Origin of the sequence: Acinetobacter sp. YH12205 (assembly GCF_013418125.1) — a bacterium.
GTDB classification, from domain to species: Bacteria; Pseudomonadota; Gammaproteobacteria; order Pseudomonadales; family Moraxellaceae; genus Acinetobacter; species Acinetobacter towneri.
The window spans coordinates 200959-217282 of record NZ_VPCQ01000003.1 but is presented as its reverse complement, the minus strand read 5'-3'; the positions used below and the strand labels follow the sequence as shown (position 1 = coordinate 217282).

Genomic DNA, 16324 nt, shown 5'->3' with positions numbered 1-16324 from the left:
CATAAATTACCCCAACATGCTAACATGAGCACAGTCTTTCATGCCACGCTCAAATCATGTCAATTGAAAAATTTACTTTAGAAAAAGTGCTTTCGGTTCATCGTTGGACCAACACCTTGTTTAGCTTCACCATGACTCGTCCTGCGCACTTTAAATTTACCGCAGGACAGTTTGCACGTATCGGGTTAAAAGTGGGCGATGAATTGGTGGTACGTGCTTATTCGGTGGTGTCATCACCCTTTGATGAAACATTGGAGTTTTTCTCAATTGTCGTGCCAGATGGTGCGTTTACTTCTAACTTGCAGCACCTTCAAGTGGGGGATGAGCTGTACTTGGAAAAAATCCCTTATGGTTTTTTGACCTTGGCGCGTTATCAATTGCCTGCCCCACACGATTTATGGTTACTGGCCACAGGTACAGGTCTTGCACCGTTTTTATCCATGCTGCAAGATTTTGAAACGTGGACAAAATATCAATATATCTATTTGGTTTATAGTGTGCGCACCGAAGCCGAATTAGCTTATGTCGATAAAATTCACGAAATTGCCGAAACTTTTGGCGAAGGGCATACAGGCTTTGAGTTTATCCCAATTATCACTCGCGACCCTCAAGCTGCTTTGCATGATCGTTTGCCTGTATTAATTGCGAATGGCGAACTGGAACAGGCTGCAGGCAGTGTACTCAACCCTGAAACTAGCCATGTGATGTTATGCGGTAACCCTGCCATGGTTGATGATACCAAAGAAGCCTTAAAAGCACGTGGTTTAACCATGAATCGCCGCGGGGAAGGTAATATTGCAGTTGAAAATTATTGGTGAGGATGTGATACAACTATTCAAATATCAACTGTTCAAATATATAGCCAGCGCAGGGCTGATGTTTATAGTCGCACAAACCGTACAGGCTGAAACGGTGGAAACTCAGGTTGCTGTGCAAGATCACGTACTCATTTATGATGGGCCACTTAGCCCTGAAGCCAACGCACGTGCAGCGGAATTACTTAAACAGTCAGATAAAATTGATACCTTAAAAATCAACAGTCGGGGTGGCGAGATCGGCTTAGGTATTGATTTGGGCAATTTGGTCTTTGACCATCAACTGAATGTTGAAGTTGGACAGTATTGCTTTTCTTCTTGTGCCAATTATGTATTTCCTGCGGGCAAAGTAAAATATTTAAACTTGCGTAGTCAGTTGGGTTGGCATGGTGGCAGTTTGCAAAAAATGCAATTTGAAAGTGCCGAAATGGAACAAATGTATAATGAATATATTGGCCCAATCCGTGCAAAGGAAACCGCTTTTTTTCAGAAAATTAAAGTTCAGCAAAGCTCAACCATTGCAGGGCAGACTCCTGAATATGAGAAGTATCAAGACTGTGTCGGTTGGCGTTATACATCTAAGAAAATGCGCAGTTTTGGCATAGATCAGGTGCGTTTTAAGCAGGTTTTGTGGCTGCCTAAATCGAGTTTTGAAAATAAATGTATTTTCACAATTCGCTAAAAATTGGTTGTTGAGGTGATCTTCACCATTCATATAAAAACCTCATCTACAACGCTGCAGATGAGGTTTTTGCTTGGTGCGATTCAATTTTGAAAGCAACTTTTGAACGCAATGCTTGAAAGTGACTCTTCAAAGAAATTAGTGCACAAACATATCCATATATTCGCGGATTTCCTGAATCGCGCTATCGACATCGCTACTTAGCCAAGTCGGTTCAAAAAAACCTGCATAATGCTCTAAGCGCTCTTGAGGAACCACCAAACGCACAGGACATTCTTCTTCAAGTAAGCGCCACGGTAAAATTGGCACTTCATTATCCAGAAATGCAGCAATGTTGCGAATATCAATGATCATGGCATTCACACAATCTGGAAATGGCATGACCGAAAATTCTTCGGTACGACGACGGAAATATTCCAAATCGCCCCATTTGAGCAGATAGCTGGGCTTGCTAAATTCAATAATACCAATGAGATGCCCATCACGGGTATAGTGCAAGGCACATTGATGAGTGACGTCAGTGTCAAGATCAAGCGATACACTTTGTTGACGATACGCCATAAAGTTCAAAGTACACAAAAAAACGGTACGTGATTATAGCGCATTTCCCCGTGAGAGGCAGCTTTGTCGATATTGGGAAACATAGGTGGTACTTGAGGTATATTACATCTTTTCACCATCTTGCTATGTATTGTCACACAATAAGCGTGAGGAGCTTGTTAGTATGAAAATTCATCAGATAAATACATAAGTGAGGGGAACATGCCGCATGATTTCAATAAACCACCTCATGTAAACTCAGCTGAAGACATTAAGCGAAAAAAACGTATTCCAGTCTATATGCTTCTACTGGTGGGAATCTTTTTATTGGCATTGCTGATTTACATGATGGCGGATCGCAATCCGAGTCCGAGCGAAGCACCTCCTGGACATCCTAATCCAACCGTACAACAAGCAACGCCAAATAGCACGACAACGGGCACAGCTGGAGATGAAGCACGTGCAGAGGACAGCAATACTGCAACAGCAACAGATCGGTAGTTTAGCCTAAGCGTCAAAAAATCGTATTTACAAATTCAGCCTTGCCTAGATGCAGGGCTTTTTTGTGGATTTTCGCAAGGTTTATTATCCCTCCTTTGTAGAATTGTTGCGATTCTGCATCCCAAGGTTGAATAAAAAATATGCAAATTCTATGGTGAATAGAGCTTTACTCAATAATTTGAATCGATAAAAAGCAGTTTTGCGCTGTAGTGCAAACCTAAAAATGAAGCTAATCACCATGAGGATTAAACAAGATGAATGATTATTTTAATGGGAACCTACATGGCAGAGGTTTTGATGCCATGTATTATTGGGAGCAATTTCAACCCATTTTAGCTGCAGTCGCAATTTTACTTGTCGGGTGGGTGATTGCATTATTGGTTGCGGGTGGAATTAAAAAGGTTCTACAAAAATTAGGTACCGATCAAAAATTATCAAATGCAACGGGGCATCGTTCAAATATTGAAGTGATTGTGTCGCGGGTCGTGTTTTGGGTGATTTTAATTATTGCGGTCATTGGTGCGCTGAATGTGTTGAATCTGACCAGTGTCAGTGGGCCATTCAGTAATATGATTCAGCAGTTCTTACTGTTTATTCCTTCTTTACTGGCTGCTGTAGCCGTTGCTTTTATTGGGTGGATTTTGGCAAATCTGGTCAAAGTGGGGATGCAAAAACTGTTGGCACGTACTCAGTTGGATGAAAAACTCAGCGCCGATGTGGGTGTGAGTGGCTTAAGTCAAAATATCAGTGAAATTGTTTATTGGCTGATTTTATTGCTGTTCTTGCCAATTGTGCTGTCAATTTTAGGCTTAAACGGTCTGTTGTTCCCTGTGCAAAACATGGTGAATGAAGTTGTGCTGTATTTACCGAACATCTTCATTGCAGGCGTGATTGTTTTTGTCGGATACATTCTGGCAAAAATTGTTCGTGGCATTGTCGAAGGTTTATTGGGCAGCCTGAATATTCAACAGCATGCTGAAAAAGTTGGCATCTTTAAAAACTCAAATTTACCTAAATTACTTGGTTCGTTTGTTTTTGCCTTAGTTATTATCACAGCTTTAATCATTGGTTTTGAAGCGCTCGGCATTGAGGCCATTTCGCAACCTGCAACAGCCATGCTGTATGAAATTATGAATGCGATTCCGCATATTATTGCTGCGGGTCTGATTCTTATTTTAGCGTACGTTGTGTCACGCTTTGTTGCCAATATTGTGGTAGAAGTGGTTGCAGGTACAGGTGTAGATGAAATTCCTGCCAAACTCGACTTACAGCGCTTTTTAGGTACGACTAAAATTTCATGTGTAGTCGGTTATCTGATTGTATTCTTTACCATGCTATTTGCGGTATCTGAAGCGGCGAACCGTTTGGGCTTTGATCAAGTCAGCGGCTTGATTGCCATGTTTATCCAGTTTGGTGCAGATATCCTGTTGGGTGCTGTCATTTTGGTGGTGGGTTTCTGGCTCGCGAATTTGGTCGCCAAAGTGGTACAGCGCGGTGAATATAACAGCTCACGTTGGTTGGCAAACTTAGTCCGTATTTTAATTATGGGTTTGGTGGTAGCCATGGGCTTACGCGCGATGGGTATTGCCGACTCGATTGTGAACTTGGCCTTTGGTTTAACTCTCGGTTCTGTTGCAGTGGCTTTCGCACTTGCCTTTGGTTTAGGTGGTCGTCAACCTGCAGAGCGTGTGTTAACTGATTTGATTGATAAAGCTAAACGTGAGGCAAATCAACCGAATCCTTTGCACAAGACAGAAACGGCAACGTCAGCATCAAGTGTGATGACACCTATTGTATCTGAGCAGCCGCAAGCGTCTGTAAGTGATGTGACTACAACACCTGAAGCGGCAACTGATCATGCAGTGCCAGATACCTTAAAGGTTGATCCTGAACATCCACCAGTCAACAACCCATTTGGTTCGACAGGTGAGGCTGAACCTGATGTCGATGAACATCCAAAAAATGACCCGAAATAACCTATTCAAATTTTGATTTGAATCGCTAAGATAATCGGCCAATCACCGTATTGGTCGATTTCTTTTCGGTATTTATTAAAAAAGAGGAAAGACTAATGTCCAAATCAGTACCCAATAAGTTTTTTGCCCCAATCGTGATTGCTGGCATCACCATCGGTTTTTTTGTTGCCGCTTATAAGTTTGTCTTTGCTAAACCAGAAGCAACGGCAAAATCAACTGAAAATGTTGATAAAAATTATCTAAAAGCGGATAGACCAACCTCTTAAATTATGTTAAAAATTAATCAACTTTGACAGGAATGAGTCAAAGACTGATTTGGATAAATCAGATCAATAGCTTGGAAAGCTTGATGAGGGTTTAAGGGAAAAATAAAAAACTTGGGTTTTAACCAAGCTGAAATATTTGAGTCTTAAAATTCGCGCAAGGATGACAATAATGAGAGAAATCAATATGCTAAACAAATTACGTATCAGTTTAAAAGTTCAAGTGGCAAATTCGTTACCTATGCATCAACAAAATGCTGTGCTTAAAATGCAGCAAACTGAATCACGTTTGGCAAATACGCCAAAATTGGTATTATTTCGTACCGATTATTTAGAATAAAATAACAGGATTCACGTATTGCTAAGTCTTTATAGTACGTGACGGTGTTAAAGAAAAAGCCAGTTTAGAAAAAACTGGCTTTTGTCATTTTGCAATTTGATCGGCAAGATCAATATTATTCTGTTTAGACTAGAATCATTTTTATCACATTCATTTGTTTGCATGTTTCATCTAAAAGCAAACTTAAACATACTCCGATGCTGCATGTGCAGATGACCACGCCCATTGGAAATTATAGCCGCCCAAATGTCCCGTTACATCTAAAACTTCCCCAACAAAATACAAGCCTTTTTGTTTTTTACTTTCCATAGTTTTAGAGGAAACTTCTTGGGTATCGATTCCGCCTAAAGTGACTTCGGCAGTACGATAACCTTCTGTGCCTGATGGTTTGACTTCAAAGGCATTTAAACGTGCTGCAATCTGTTCTAGCTTTTCATCACTGATATTGCCAATTGCCGTTTCAGAGAGTGCAGGCCAAATCAGTTGCTGTAATTCAGCCACTACACTTTTTGGCAGATGCTCGCTGAGTAAGGTGCGCAGTAAAACTTTAGGACTGCTTTGCTTTTTATTTTTAAAAAAGTCATAGAGTTCTAAGTAAGGTAAAAAGTTAATTTTAAAACTTTGTCCGACATCCCAATAATTAGAAAGCTGTAAGGCACTCGGCCCACTCAAACCGCGATGGGTGAATAGCAATGCTTCGGTAAAACTAGTCAATGAATTTGATAAAGTCGCATCCACCGCATTACCGCTTAAACGTGTAGTGACTTCTTTAAAGCTGTCTGAGAAGGTAAAAGGCACTAAACCTGCACGGGTCGGGTAAACACGATGACCAAATTGTTTGGCAATTTCATAGCCAATTCCAGAGCCACCTAAAGTTGGAATAGATAAACCGCCAGTTGCTACGACCACAGCGCTTGCTTGGAAATAACCCAAAGTCGTTGCAATTTGAAAACCTTGATCATCTACCGCATTCACGGCTTTGACTTCACAATTGGTTTGAATATCGACCAATTTGGTTTTTTCACATTCGGCTAAGAGCATGGCTAAAATTTCTTTAGCGCCGTTTAAAGTGAATAATTGTCCGTGTTTGCGTTCTTCATATTCAATGCCATATTCGCAGACTAAATCAATAAAATCCCAGTTGGTATAACGGGTGAGAGCAGAAATGACAAAATGTGGATTATGTGAAATATAATGGTTTGGTTCGACTTCTAAGTTGGTGAAATTACATTTACCACCACCAGACATTAGAATTTTTTTGCCCACTTTATTGGCCTTTTCCAGTACCACAACCGAACGCCCACGTTTGCCTGCTTCAGCAGCCAACATCAAGCCTGATGCACCTGCACCTAAAACAACAACATCAACCTGATGAACCATGAGTATTACTCGGTAGACGAAAAGCGAGTAATTATAAAAGATTTGTGGGGGTTTTAATATACTTTAAGCTTTCCTTGCAACCCACCTGTATGAATGGCCAGGATTCGAGTGTGGGCAGGGAAATGATTGTGCTGGATTAAATCAAGAAGTCCCATCATCATTTTACCTGTATAAATGTGTTCGAGTGGAATTTGATATTTTTGCTCAAAATTTTGAATAAATTTCAATAATTCAGGTGTAGTTTTGGCATAGCCGCCACCACAATAGGCATCGGTTAAAGACCAATTGCTTTTATCGGTCCATTGTTGAATGTCCTGTTTGAGAAAATCACCTTTCAAGGCTGAAAACCCTAAAACTTGCTGTTGTTCCGAGCTACTTTCAATGATGCCCACAATTGTTCCACCAGTACCCACAGCACAACAAATTACGTCATAATTTTCTAAATCATCAGGGGAGAGGATTTCCTGTGTCCCTTGAATGGCAAGGGAATTGCTTCCACCCTCTGGAATAATAAAGGCTTGAGGATATTGCTGTTGAAGTTGTTGTAAATATTCCACTTCATGGCGCAGACGATATTCGGCTCGGCTGACAAAATGCAGTTGCATGCCAAAATCTTGCGCTGTTTGTAGGGTAGGATTTAAGTCTTGGGTCGCAAGTTCTTGACCACGAATGATGCCAATACTTTGAAAGCCAAAGCGTTGAGCTGCATAAGCCGTTGCTGCAATATGATTGGAAAATGCACCGCCAAAAGTGAGGACTTGAGAAAAACCTTGCTGTTGTGCTGCCAAGAGGTTGTATTTGAGTTTAAAAAACTTGTTGCCCGAAATCTGGGGATGAATCTGATCAAGGCGTTTGATGGTCAGTTGAACAGGCTGGGGAAGTTCTAATGTTTGATAAGGGGTAGGAAAAGCAATGTGATCAAACATTTTTTGCGAACGAGAAATGAATTTGACCACATTGTAAATGTATTTGATTGAGAATGTCAGTGTTGGTTTATGAGTCGGTATCCACCGACGTGATCACCGACATACTAGGGCGTAGATTTTCGATCCCTTTTTGATTCGGATCAATGGTGATACGTACCGCTATACGTTGAACGACTTTGGTAAAATTTCCTGTGGGATTGTCAGGTTTAAGTACACTGAACTCTGAACCCGCAGCGGGGGGAAATCTGTTCCACATGGCCTGGCTCATTGAGCAATGTCCAAACAATAGGTATCGCTATTCCACGATAGACGATAGCTAACATCAACATATTGATAACTCGTTTTCCCCATTTCCAGTTGGTTCTATCCAAAGTTAATTGGACTTTATCGAATAAAAATATATTGAAAATTAACTGAGAAATTTGACGATAATCGAAATACTGATCTGCAAAGAAGCGTTGTATACATCGATAAAAATGATTGTGGTAAGCACGTGATGGGTAAGGCTTTAAATGCAGAAGAAAGATTACATGTCTGTTTTACAATTAATGCCAGCATAATCAGTGTAAAACATTTTACATGTGACTTATTCAACTTTAGATATTTGTTTAAGATGAGATGTAACTCATTGAAATGTATCATCATATTCGTCGTCAGAAAACAAGTATTATGCCATTATTTCAATGAGTTATCTTTTTTGGTCGTAGACAAAGATCGTTTTATCAAAGTAAGTTGAATAACCATAGGGCAGCAATTTACCCTATGGCTTTTTTAAATTTAATGAAAAACTGCTTCCAAAGCATTTAAGCCAACTTTAGGATCGAGTAAACCATTGTAAATCTCTGGAATTTCACGTTCGACACCTAAGAGCTGGTAAATGGCAATCATGGCACAACGTACGGAATATTCCACCGTGAAAACCACATCATCTTCAAGCTCTACGAATTGACCTAAGAAAGCAAAGTTGACCGCATTTTCTGGAATGACCAATGGGCGATCACCTGCTTTACGACATGCAAATAGGGCAGAAGCATAAGGCATCATTACTGTGGTAATGTCAGTATGTGCCAACACATGATCCAAGATGTCATCGAAACCAAGTTGATGAATCAACTCAATTAAAATCTCTTGACCTGTCGCTTCACTCATCGGTTTTTTAATGTAATCGCCGATATGGTCAATTTCAAAACCATAACCCCATAAGGTGAATTTACCTTCTGGTAAGTCAGCAAAATGCGGTTGAGCTGGAACGACCACAGATAGATGCCAACCAGATTCAAACCAAGTCATGAGTGCACCTGTACCCGGTTCATTTCCTGTGTAATCAATAATCCGTTTTAGCAGCACATCATCATGCATGGTGAGCGTAAAGGATTTCCATTTATGCTCATCAATGTTGCCATAGAAGGTCATTGGACGACCAAAATCAGGAGCTTTTTGAGCCAATGTTTCCCACAAACGCCAGCCATGATCTTGTCGATCACGAATCAGCTCAGGAACATCGAATTTATCGCCATAACGTGAATCAGCCGTAATCGAACCTAAAGTAAAGAGCGCAAGATCATGCTCACCCAGTTGAATTTGTTCAGTGCCTTCTGGAATGTTGACATAAAGTTGGGTTGCCTTACGTTCCTTCGTTTGGGCATCTTCGACAAAGTCTGCATCTGTGACATAACTACCGAAACGAACATCAACGCCTTGTTCCACCAACCAGCGTTGTAGAGGATGAATCATTGAATCATATTGATTGTATTTAGTTCGTTTCACACCTGCTAAGGTATGGATGCGTGGTAATTCTTGAATGAAACGTAGAAAATAACGGCGTAATTCCGCTGCGCTATGCCATTTTTGAAAGGCAAACGTGGTTCGCCACATCCGCCAAAAATTACTTTGGAAAAATGCATCATCAAAAAATTCATCAATACGGCGACTACCGATACGATCTTCTTTTAATGCCAGTAGACGTAACATTTGAGCACGGTTGAGCGTTGATAATCCCAATTTTTGAGCTTCTGCAATAATATGATTTGAGTCGATCAAACGTGCTTGAGCATTGGTTTTAACTTGTTCGTTAAATTCACGACATTCTTCACGAACAGAAATGTCTGGATTTTCTAAAGATGGGATGCTTGAAAATAAATCCCAAGTACACAAATAAGTTTCATCAGTTAGCATACGTCCACCACGTGTGACCCATGCTTGGTTCGGATTAAGCGGATTATGTCCACCATCCATCGAACCACCAGAAACATTCAATTCTTCTAAAATATGGATATGTTCAGCTGGCACTTTAGCATCACGAATCGCAAAAGCAGCAGCAGCCATACCAGCTATGCCTCCACCTACAATCCAAAGATGTGATTTAGAGTGGTCTAATGTTTTCAGTCTTTTATTTTGCATCTGATGTGCCTCGGTTGTTGTTCTAAAGAAAATTAAAGCCATAATTTTATTATGGGATTATGTGTTTTAAAAATATATGAAAGTTCTGCTAAAAATCGATGATAAATTATTATCAGAAAAAAACTTTAATAGAAAAAATGGATGCACAATAAAATTTTACTGTTCATATGCTATGTTTTAACTGTTTGATATTGAAATTAAATTGAGTTTTTACTCTATTTTTGGTTTTTTACTAAATATCAAATTGCTTGAAAAATCCTTAAATTTATAAACATAAATCAAAAAAATTATATCTTCTATTATGGTTTTTTAAGTAAAATAAATAATTGAAAATTATTCTAATCTTGAGGTCTATCTTGGAATCATTATTGATTTTAGGCTCTATTGCTTTGGCATTAATGTTGGGGGCAATTAGTCCTGGGCCTACCTTTATTTATGTGGCAAAAAATTCGATAGCCATTTCACGTAAGCATGGTTTATTTACGGCTTTAGGCACGGGTACGGGTGCCGCAATTTTTGGTTTATTGGCGGTGATGGGGTTGCAGGCTATTTTATTGGCAGTGCCTTCGGCATATTTGCTGCTTAAAATTTGCGGTGGTTTATATCTGTTATTTTTGGCTTATAAAATTGTGAAGCATGCCAAAGAGCCTATTCAAACTAATCTTGCAGATGGACAGCAAATGTCACTGCGCCGTGCGTTTACCACAGGTTTAATTACACAGTTATCTAACCCTAAAATTGCAATTGTCTTGGCGAGTATTTTTACAGCTTTGTTGCCTAAAGAAATTCCGAACTATTTTTATGTGGTGCTGCCAATTCTGTGTTTTTTTATTGATGCAGGTTGGTGTTCATTGGTTGCTGTAGCTTTGTCTGCAGAAAAACCACGTCAGGCTTATATTAAGTTTAAGGCTATTTTTGACCGTGCAGCAGGGGCGGTCATGACAGTATTGGGCTTAAAATTAATTTTTGGGATGAAGTGATTTTTGTATAAATCCCCTCTAGGGTGAGAGGATTTATACTTAGTACATATTATTTTTTACATTCTGGTTGAGAGCGATCAATAACTTGAGTGCCTTCAACGCGATAACCAATTTGACCTACAATGAATGCTTGGTTTAATTGAGTAATAACAACATCAGATAAAGCAACTGCACAGCGATCTTTTTCAATTGCACGATCTACAGCTGTTTTGAAGTTTGGAATACCTAAAGGAAATAATACAACAGGTACTTTATCTTCACCTGTAACTCGTTCACCTTTTACAAATTGATTTGAGTTTAAGTTATAGTTTTTCGTAGATGCGACAGTCATATCCGCCATACGTACTGAACAACCAGTGAAAGCAAGTGTCGATAAAGATAATGCGATTGCTAATACTTTTTTCATAAATACCCCTAAAATAATTTTAATAAATAAAAGCAGCGATATTTTAATTAGAATTATTTAGAAATCAATAAAATAATTATATTTTTAAGAAAAATGCGCCATTTCGGCGCATTTTTCAATTCACAGCTTAGCTGACTTTATCACCCGGTTTCGCACCACTTTCAGGTGAAACCACCCAAACGCCGTCACCATTACCCGCAGCGAGTACCATCCCATTAGAAATACCAAAACGCATTTTACGTGGTGCAAGGTTCGCCACCATTACCACCAATTTGCCTTTTAAGTCTTCAGGTTGGTAGAACTCACGAATACCGCTAAACACGTTACGTGGCTCGGCTTCACCAACATTTAAAGTCAATTGAAGGAGCTTGTCAGAACCTTCAACCGTAGCCACTTCAAGAACTTCTGCAACACGTAAATCAATTTTGACAAAGTCATCAATGGTGATAATTTCCGCTTCACCGACTTTAGGTTCTGCTTTTTTCTCTTTGGCTTTTTCTTTTTTCTTTTCCGTTTTTGGTGCTTCAGCAGGTGCGGCTAAAGAATCTTTAGATGCATCTACCATTGCAGCTACCGCTTTCGGATCAACACGTTGCATGAGTGGTTGGAACAACGCAATTTCATGACCGACTAAAACAGTTTTACGTGATTCAAAGTTAAAGCTATCTAACTGTAAGAAGGCTTGAACTTGTTCAGCCAAGGTTGGCAGTACAGGCGCAAGATAAATCGCCAATTGACGGAATAGGTTAATCCCTACAGAACATACGTCATGAACTTGCTGTTCTTCGCCTTCAATTTTGGCTAAAGCCCAAGGCTTTTTCTCATCAATATATTGGTTGGCGCGGTCAGCAAGCGCCATAATTTCACGAATTGCCGCAGAGAATTCACGCTCTTCGTATGCTTTGGCAATCGAGTCACCTGCAGCAATAAAGCTTTGTACCAACTCAGGTTCTGCACAGCTTGCACTTAATTTGTTATCAAATTTAGTGTTGATGAATTTGGCACAACGACTGGCAATATTCACCACTTTACCTACAAGATCAGAGTTTACTTTCTGCACAAAATCATCCAGATTTAAGTCAGAGTCTTCAACTTTATCAGACAGTTTTGATGCAAAGTAATAGCGTAAATATTCAGGATTTAAATGCTGTAAATACGTTTCTGCTTTAATAAATGTGCCGCGAGATTTCGACATTTTTTGACCATTTACAGTCAAGAAACCATTTACAAATAAACCTGTAGGCGTGCGATAACCTGCACCATCTAACATTGCAGGCCAGAATAATGCGTGGAAATATACGATGTCTTTACCAATGAAGTGATAGACTTCTTTGTCTGAATCTTTTTTCCAATAATCGTCAAAATTTAGGTCAGGGCGTTTGGTTTTTACGTAGTTTTCAAAACTCGACATATAACCAATTGGCGCATCAACCCAGACATAGAAATATTTATTTGGTGCATCTGGAATTTCAAAACCAAAATATGGTGCATCACGTGAAATATCCCAGTCATTCAAGCCATTTTCAAACCATTCATCTAATTTGTTGGCAATTGAAACTGGCAAACGACCTTCATCGCGCGTCCATTTTTGCAAATATTCGCCAAAATTAGGCAATTTAAAGAAGTAATGATCTGATGATTTTTCTACTGGCGTTGCACCGCTCAAAGTCGATTTTGGATTAATCAGCTCAGTCGCATTATAGGTTGTGCCGCAAACTTCGCAAGAATCGCCGTATTGATCTTCCGCTTTACATTTTGGGCAAGTGCCTTTAATAAAACGATCTGATAAGAACATGCCTTTTTCAGGGTCAAATAATTGCGTGACGGGACGAACAGCAATATTGCCTGCATCACGGTTTTTGACATAAATTTCGCTGGCACGTGCGCGGTTGGTGTCGCTATGCGTTGAATCATAATGATCAAAATGCACGCCAAAACCGTCAAAATCGCGAATGTGTTCTTGTTGCACATTGGCAATTTGCTGTTCAGGGCTAATCCCGTTGGCTTCGGCACGCAGCATGATTGCTGTACCATGCGCATCATCCGCACAGACATAAGTCACGTCATGTCCCATTGCACGCATGGCGCGAACCCAGATATCTGCCTGGATATAACCGAGTAAGTGACCCATATGGATCGGACCATTGGCGTATGGTAGGGCGTTAGTGACTAAAATTTGACGCACGGATATAACTCTCTCAAATAGGGACGATGCAATTCGGGCAATTTTACCTTAGATAGCACATAGATGCACAAGGGATTCCAGGAATTCTTTTCAAATCCGCTTAGAAGGCTAAATACAATATCGAAACAAGCTCTTGGTCTGCATTTGAAGATAAATCATGTCAAAAACCAAGCAATATACTCAGAATTAAGTATTTCAGTGATAGCACGACTTAACCTTATACTGAATTATCGTTACACTATCAAAATCGCGGTATTTCCAAACTTTGGAGTAAATCTATGTCTTGGCTTTCTTCACTTAAATCAGTTTTTTCACCTTCGCATACGGTGAATGAGGAAGCTATTCAGCACGTGCTACAAAGTTATATATTGCCTGAATCTGAACATGCTTTAAAAGATCGTATTTCTCAAGTGAATGTGCAAGGTGATATTCTGCAAATCACCATCAATACTTATCCTGAAGAAAAACAACATTTACAACAAATTCATGATGAACTGGCAGATGCTTTAGAAAAATGCGGCATTAAAGAACTGAATATGCATGTGATTCAGCAGAAATCTGGACAGAAAAAAGAAAGTTGTGGGCATCAACATGCTGAAGATGAAAGCTGCGCAACATCGACCACACAGACTGCAACATCTCATTTACCACCGGTGGTCGATGCTGCGGGCCAAAGTTCAATGCAAGAAGCCGATCCGAATAATCCACCGATTCAAAAAGCTGCGCCACACCAACGTGATGTGCCGAAACATCCGCGTATTCAAAACGTAATTTTGGTATCTTCAGGCAAAGGCGGGGTTGGAAAATCTACCACTACAGTAAATTTGGCTTTAGCTTTGCAAAAGCTCGGCTTAAAAGTTGGCGTATTGGATGCCGATATTTATGGTCCAAGTATTCCGACCATGCTCGGCAATGCAGGCAGAACCCCAATGATTGAAGCCGAGCAGTTTGTACCGTTGGATGCTTTTGGGATGCCTGTGTTATCCATCGGACATTTAACAGGTGACCACAATACACCTGTAGCGTGGCGTGGACCAAAAGCCACAGGTGCATTAATGCAGCTCTTTAATCAAACTTTATGGCCAGATTTAGATGTGTTGATGATTGATATGCCACCAGGAACGGGGGATATTCAATTGACACTTGCACAGCGTATTCCTGTAACGGGAGCGGTGATTGTGACTACACCACAAAATGTTGCCTTAATGGATGCTGTCAAAGGCATCGAACTATTTAATCGTGTGCAAATCCCTGTCATGGGCGTAATTGAGAATATGTCGACGCATATCTGCTCAAACTGCGGCTACGAAGAACAAATTTTTGGTCAAGGTGGTGGCGATAAACTGGCAGAACAATATGCCATTCCGTTACTTGGGCGTTTACCATTGAATGTCAGTATTCGTGAAAATGTCGATGCAGGTACGCCGTCAGTGATTGCAGGCGATGATGCTGCCGATAGTTACATTGCGATTGCTCAGCAAATTGCAAAAAAACTGCCTAAAGCTGAAAAAGATCAGAATCGTATTTTCTAGTGAGGGATCTCAGCTTGGAATGATTGCAGTTGCAGTCATTAAGTTATCATTCTTTAAATTTTGACTGATTCATCTTTAAAAGCTAAGTCACAATATTTTGAAAATTTGGCTCACTTCGGTGAGCTATTTTTTTTGATTAAAAAATACACAAGCATCTGATTTAATGGTGTTTAATCTTTAAATACCTTAAAAATGTTAAGATAAAATGACTTATAAGTTACCATTTAATTAAAAAATATTTTTTATATAAGTGATTGAATAAAATAATAAATTTAAAATGTTAAACTGATCAAGAATTTGTCTTACAAAATACTTTTTGCCAATTGCAATGAACTATTTTAATCTGCGCTCATTCAGTAGTGAGGTCAATGCATGATTTCATGGTTTTTTATCGGTTTGGTGATCACAATTTTATTGACACCAGGGCCAACCAATACCTTGCTTGCATCATCAGGTATTCAGGTTGGTATCCGCAAATCTTTCCGATTAATTCCAGCAGAAGCATTGGGTTATTTGATTTCTATTACACTTTGGGGCGCCTTAATTGGTACGGTGTCTACTCATCTCCCGTTGTTGCCCACCATTCTAAAATTATTCAGTGCAAGCTATATTATTTTCTTGGCGATTAAATTATGGCGCACGGCTAAAGTCGAGCAAAGCTTTAATCAACCTACGATCCGTGCGAGTGAGCTATTTTTAGCGACTTTACTGAATCCTAAAGCATTGTTGTTCGCCTCTGCAATTTTCCCAACGATTGCATGGGTAAAAGCAGACTATTATGTGGCACACATGTTGGCATTTTTATGTTTAATCGTGCCGATTGCTTTTTTCTGGACATTTATTGGTTCGGTGCTCGCTAAAAATAAAATTAGCTGGCTCAATCAGTGCAATCTACAAAAAACAGCTTCTATTGTGTTGCTGAGCTTTTCAATTCCTTTAAGTTATTCGGCTTTGTTGAGTCTATAAAGCCAACGTTGTATCTAAAAGTTGTATCTACTGGAAATAGGGTCTGTTGACATTTCATAAATGGCTTGCGCTGTAGGCTAAAACTGAGCAGATCAGGCATGAAACGCAGGGAATAGTGGGTCTATTGCCAAGTTTCATAACGCAATCTGAGAAAGTTTTAGCCACATGAGCAAGAACAAAGCACTGCTTTGTTTGCTGCGCAAGGGGACAAGCATATTTTTTGCTGCTATTGCGTTATGTGCCAGTCATTTAGAATGACTAAATTTCCTGTCCCATGCCTTATATCAGCTAAAAAATATGCGTTGTCGCAAACATAGACGAATTGTCAACAGACCCTAATCATTGCACTTAAAAAAGCGATGTGAGGGAAACGGCTGGTTTTCATTAACTTAGATTTCAGTTAAAGTACAGCACAGTTAAACATTCATATTT

General features: G+C 39.7%; 15 protein-coding genes and 2 pseudogenes. 9 read left to right on the top strand and 8 right to left on the bottom strand.

Annotated elements, in window-relative coordinates:
* Window positions 1–56: 56 nt before the first annotated feature.
* Together FTU92_RS05415 and FTU92_RS05410 are read left to right on the top strand one after the other, a co-directional pair.
* Window positions 57–818, top strand: a complete 762-nt coding sequence (locus tag FTU92_RS05415; RefSeq protein WP_179994130.1) for a ferredoxin--NADP reductase — start codon at window positions 57–59, stop codon at window positions 816–818.
* Window positions 819–876: 58 nt separating this feature from the next.
* Window positions 877–1497, top strand: a complete 621-nt coding sequence (locus FTU92_RS05410; RefSeq protein ID WP_180095811.1) for a hypothetical protein — start codon at window positions 877–879, stop codon at window positions 1495–1497.
* Window positions 1498–1635: 138 nt separating this feature from the next.
* On the opposite strand, the gene FTU92_RS05405 is transcribed toward FTU92_RS05410, so the two are convergent.
* Window positions 1636–2058 carry a hypothetical protein gene (locus FTU92_RS05405; protein ID WP_004975486.1) on the bottom strand — a complete coding sequence of 141 codons (423 nt, stop codon included), beginning with the start codon at window positions 2056–2058 and terminating at the stop codon, window positions 1636–1638.
* A 201-nt stretch (window positions 2059–2259) separates the two neighbouring features.
* Here FTU92_RS05405 and FTU92_RS05400 point away from each other — a divergent pair, with 201 nt between their 5' ends.
* From FTU92_RS05400 to FTU92_RS05385, 4 genes are all read left to right on the top strand, one after another.
* A complete protein-coding gene (locus tag FTU92_RS05400; RefSeq protein WP_004975487.1) occupies window positions 2260–2538 on the top strand; it encodes a hypothetical protein in 279 nt (92 codons plus the stop codon).
* Between the two features lie 254 nt (window positions 2539–2792).
* Window positions 2793–4514: a mechanosensitive ion channel gene (locus FTU92_RS05395; RefSeq protein WP_180095809.1), complete on the top strand. Its 1722-nt coding sequence runs from the start codon at window positions 2793–2795 to the stop codon at window positions 4512–4514.
* A 95-nt stretch (window positions 4515–4609) separates the two neighbouring features.
* Window positions 4610–4780: a hypothetical protein gene (locus FTU92_RS05390; RefSeq protein ID WP_180061256.1), complete on the top strand. Its 171-nt coding sequence runs from the start codon at window positions 4610–4612 to the stop codon at window positions 4778–4780.
* 169 nt (window positions 4781–4949) lie between these two features.
* Entirely contained in the window at window positions 4950–5117 is a 168-nt protein-coding gene (locus tag FTU92_RS05385; protein ID WP_004975492.1) for a hypothetical protein, read from the top strand.
* Between the two features lie 183 nt (window positions 5118–5300).
* Here the strand turns inward: FTU92_RS05385 and FTU92_RS05380 are convergent, their stop codons facing one another.
* From FTU92_RS05380 to FTU92_RS05360, 5 genes and pseudogenes are all read right to left on the bottom strand, one after another.
* Window positions 5301–6497 (bottom strand): NAD(P)/FAD-dependent oxidoreductase, encoded by a 1197-nt coding sequence (locus FTU92_RS05380; RefSeq protein WP_180095807.1) that lies wholly within the window; start codon window positions 6495–6497, stop codon window positions 5301–5303.
* Window positions 6498–6550: 53 nt separating this feature from the next.
* Window positions 6551–7423 (bottom strand): 1-aminocyclopropane-1-carboxylate deaminase/D-cysteine desulfhydrase, encoded by an 873-nt coding sequence (locus tag FTU92_RS05375; protein ID WP_104853251.1) that lies wholly within the window; start codon window positions 7421–7423, stop codon window positions 6551–6553.
* Between the two features lie 67 nt (window positions 7424–7490).
* Window positions 7491–7683, bottom strand: a pseudogene (locus tag FTU92_RS05370) (HlyD family secretion protein); the annotation flags it as partial.
* Window positions 7678–8065: pseudogene (locus FTU92_RS05365) on the bottom strand (IS4 family transposase); the annotation flags it as partial. The pseudogenes FTU92_RS05370 and FTU92_RS05365, both read right to left, overlap by 6 nt.
* 135 nt (window positions 8066–8200) lie before the next feature.
* Window positions 8201–9823 (bottom strand): oleate hydratase, encoded by a 1623-nt coding sequence (locus FTU92_RS05360; RefSeq protein ID WP_104852352.1) that lies wholly within the window; start codon window positions 9821–9823, stop codon window positions 8201–8203.
* 356 nt (window positions 9824–10179) lie between these two features.
* Here FTU92_RS05360 and FTU92_RS05355 point away from each other — a divergent pair, with 356 nt between their 5' ends.
* Window positions 10180–10803 (top strand): LysE family translocator, encoded by a 624-nt coding sequence (locus tag FTU92_RS05355; protein WP_180064456.1) that lies wholly within the window; start codon window positions 10180–10182, stop codon window positions 10801–10803.
* 49 nt (window positions 10804–10852) lie between these two features.
* Here the strand turns inward: FTU92_RS05355 and FTU92_RS05350 are convergent, their stop codons facing one another.
* Window positions 10853–11209 carry a hypothetical protein gene (locus FTU92_RS05350; protein ID WP_136144675.1) on the bottom strand — a complete coding sequence of 119 codons (357 nt, stop codon included), beginning with the start codon at window positions 11207–11209 and terminating at the stop codon, window positions 10853–10855.
* A gap of 127 nt (window positions 11210–11336) precedes the next feature.
* Complete coding sequence (metG, locus tag FTU92_RS05345) at window positions 11337–13394, bottom strand: methionine--tRNA ligase (RefSeq protein ID WP_180095805.1); 2058 nt, start codon at window positions 13392–13394, stop codon at window positions 11337–11339.
* 278 nt (window positions 13395–13672) lie between these two features.
* Here metG and apbC point away from each other — a divergent pair, with 278 nt between their 5' ends.
* Window positions 13673–14926 carry an iron-sulfur cluster carrier protein ApbC gene (apbC, locus tag FTU92_RS05340; protein WP_180044331.1) on the top strand — a complete coding sequence of 418 codons (1254 nt, stop codon included), beginning with the start codon at window positions 13673–13675 and terminating at the stop codon, window positions 14924–14926.
* 372 nt (window positions 14927–15298) lie between these two features.
* Window positions 15299–15892, top strand: a complete 594-nt coding sequence (locus FTU92_RS05335) for a LysE family translocator (protein WP_070152620.1) — start codon at window positions 15299–15301, stop codon at window positions 15890–15892.
* The last annotated feature ends 432 nt before the right edge of the window (window positions 15893–16324 follow it).

Excerpts from the sequence above, each read along its gene's own strand:
- FTU92_RS05385 (WP_004975492.1), top strand. The coding sequence starts at position 4,950 with ATGAGAGAAATCAATATGCTAAACAAATTACGTATCAGTTTAAAAGTT.
- FTU92_RS05395 (WP_180095809.1), top strand. The coding sequence starts at position 2,793 with ATGAATGATTATTTTAATGGGAACCTACATGGCAGAGGTTTTGATGCC.
- apbC (WP_180044331.1), top strand. The coding sequence starts at position 13,673 with ATGTCTTGGCTTTCTTCACTTAAATCAGTTTTTTCACCTTCGCATACG.
- FTU92_RS05350 (WP_136144675.1), bottom strand. The coding sequence starts at position 11,209 with ATGAAAAAAGTATTAGCAATCGCATTATCTTTATCGACACTTGCTTTC.
- FTU92_RS05400 (WP_004975487.1), top strand. The coding sequence starts at position 2,260 with ATGCCGCATGATTTCAATAAACCACCTCATGTAAACTCAGCTGAAGAC.
- FTU92_RS05405 (WP_004975486.1), bottom strand. The coding sequence starts at position 2,058 with ATGGCGTATCGTCAACAAAGTGTATCGCTTGATCTTGACACTGACGTC.
- FTU92_RS05415 (WP_179994130.1), top strand. The coding sequence starts at position 57 with ATGTCAATTGAAAAATTTACTTTAGAAAAAGTGCTTTCGGTTCATCGT.
- FTU92_RS05360 (WP_104852352.1), bottom strand. The coding sequence starts at position 9,823 with ATGCAAAATAAAAGACTGAAAACATTAGACCACTCTAAATCACATCTT.
- FTU92_RS05380 (WP_180095807.1), bottom strand. The coding sequence starts at position 6,497 with ATGGTTCATCAGGTTGATGTTGTTGTTTTAGGTGCAGGTGCATCAGGC.
- FTU92_RS05335 (WP_070152620.1), top strand. The coding sequence starts at position 15,299 with ATGATTTCATGGTTTTTTATCGGTTTGGTGATCACAATTTTATTGACA.
- FTU92_RS05375 (WP_104853251.1), bottom strand. The coding sequence starts at position 7,423 with ATGTTTGATCACATTGCTTTTCCTACCCCTTATCAAACATTAGAACTT.
- FTU92_RS05390 (WP_180061256.1), top strand. The coding sequence starts at position 4,610 with ATGTCCAAATCAGTACCCAATAAGTTTTTTGCCCCAATCGTGATTGCT.
- FTU92_RS05410 (WP_180095811.1), top strand. The coding sequence starts at position 877 with ATGTTTATAGTCGCACAAACCGTACAGGCTGAAACGGTGGAAACTCAG.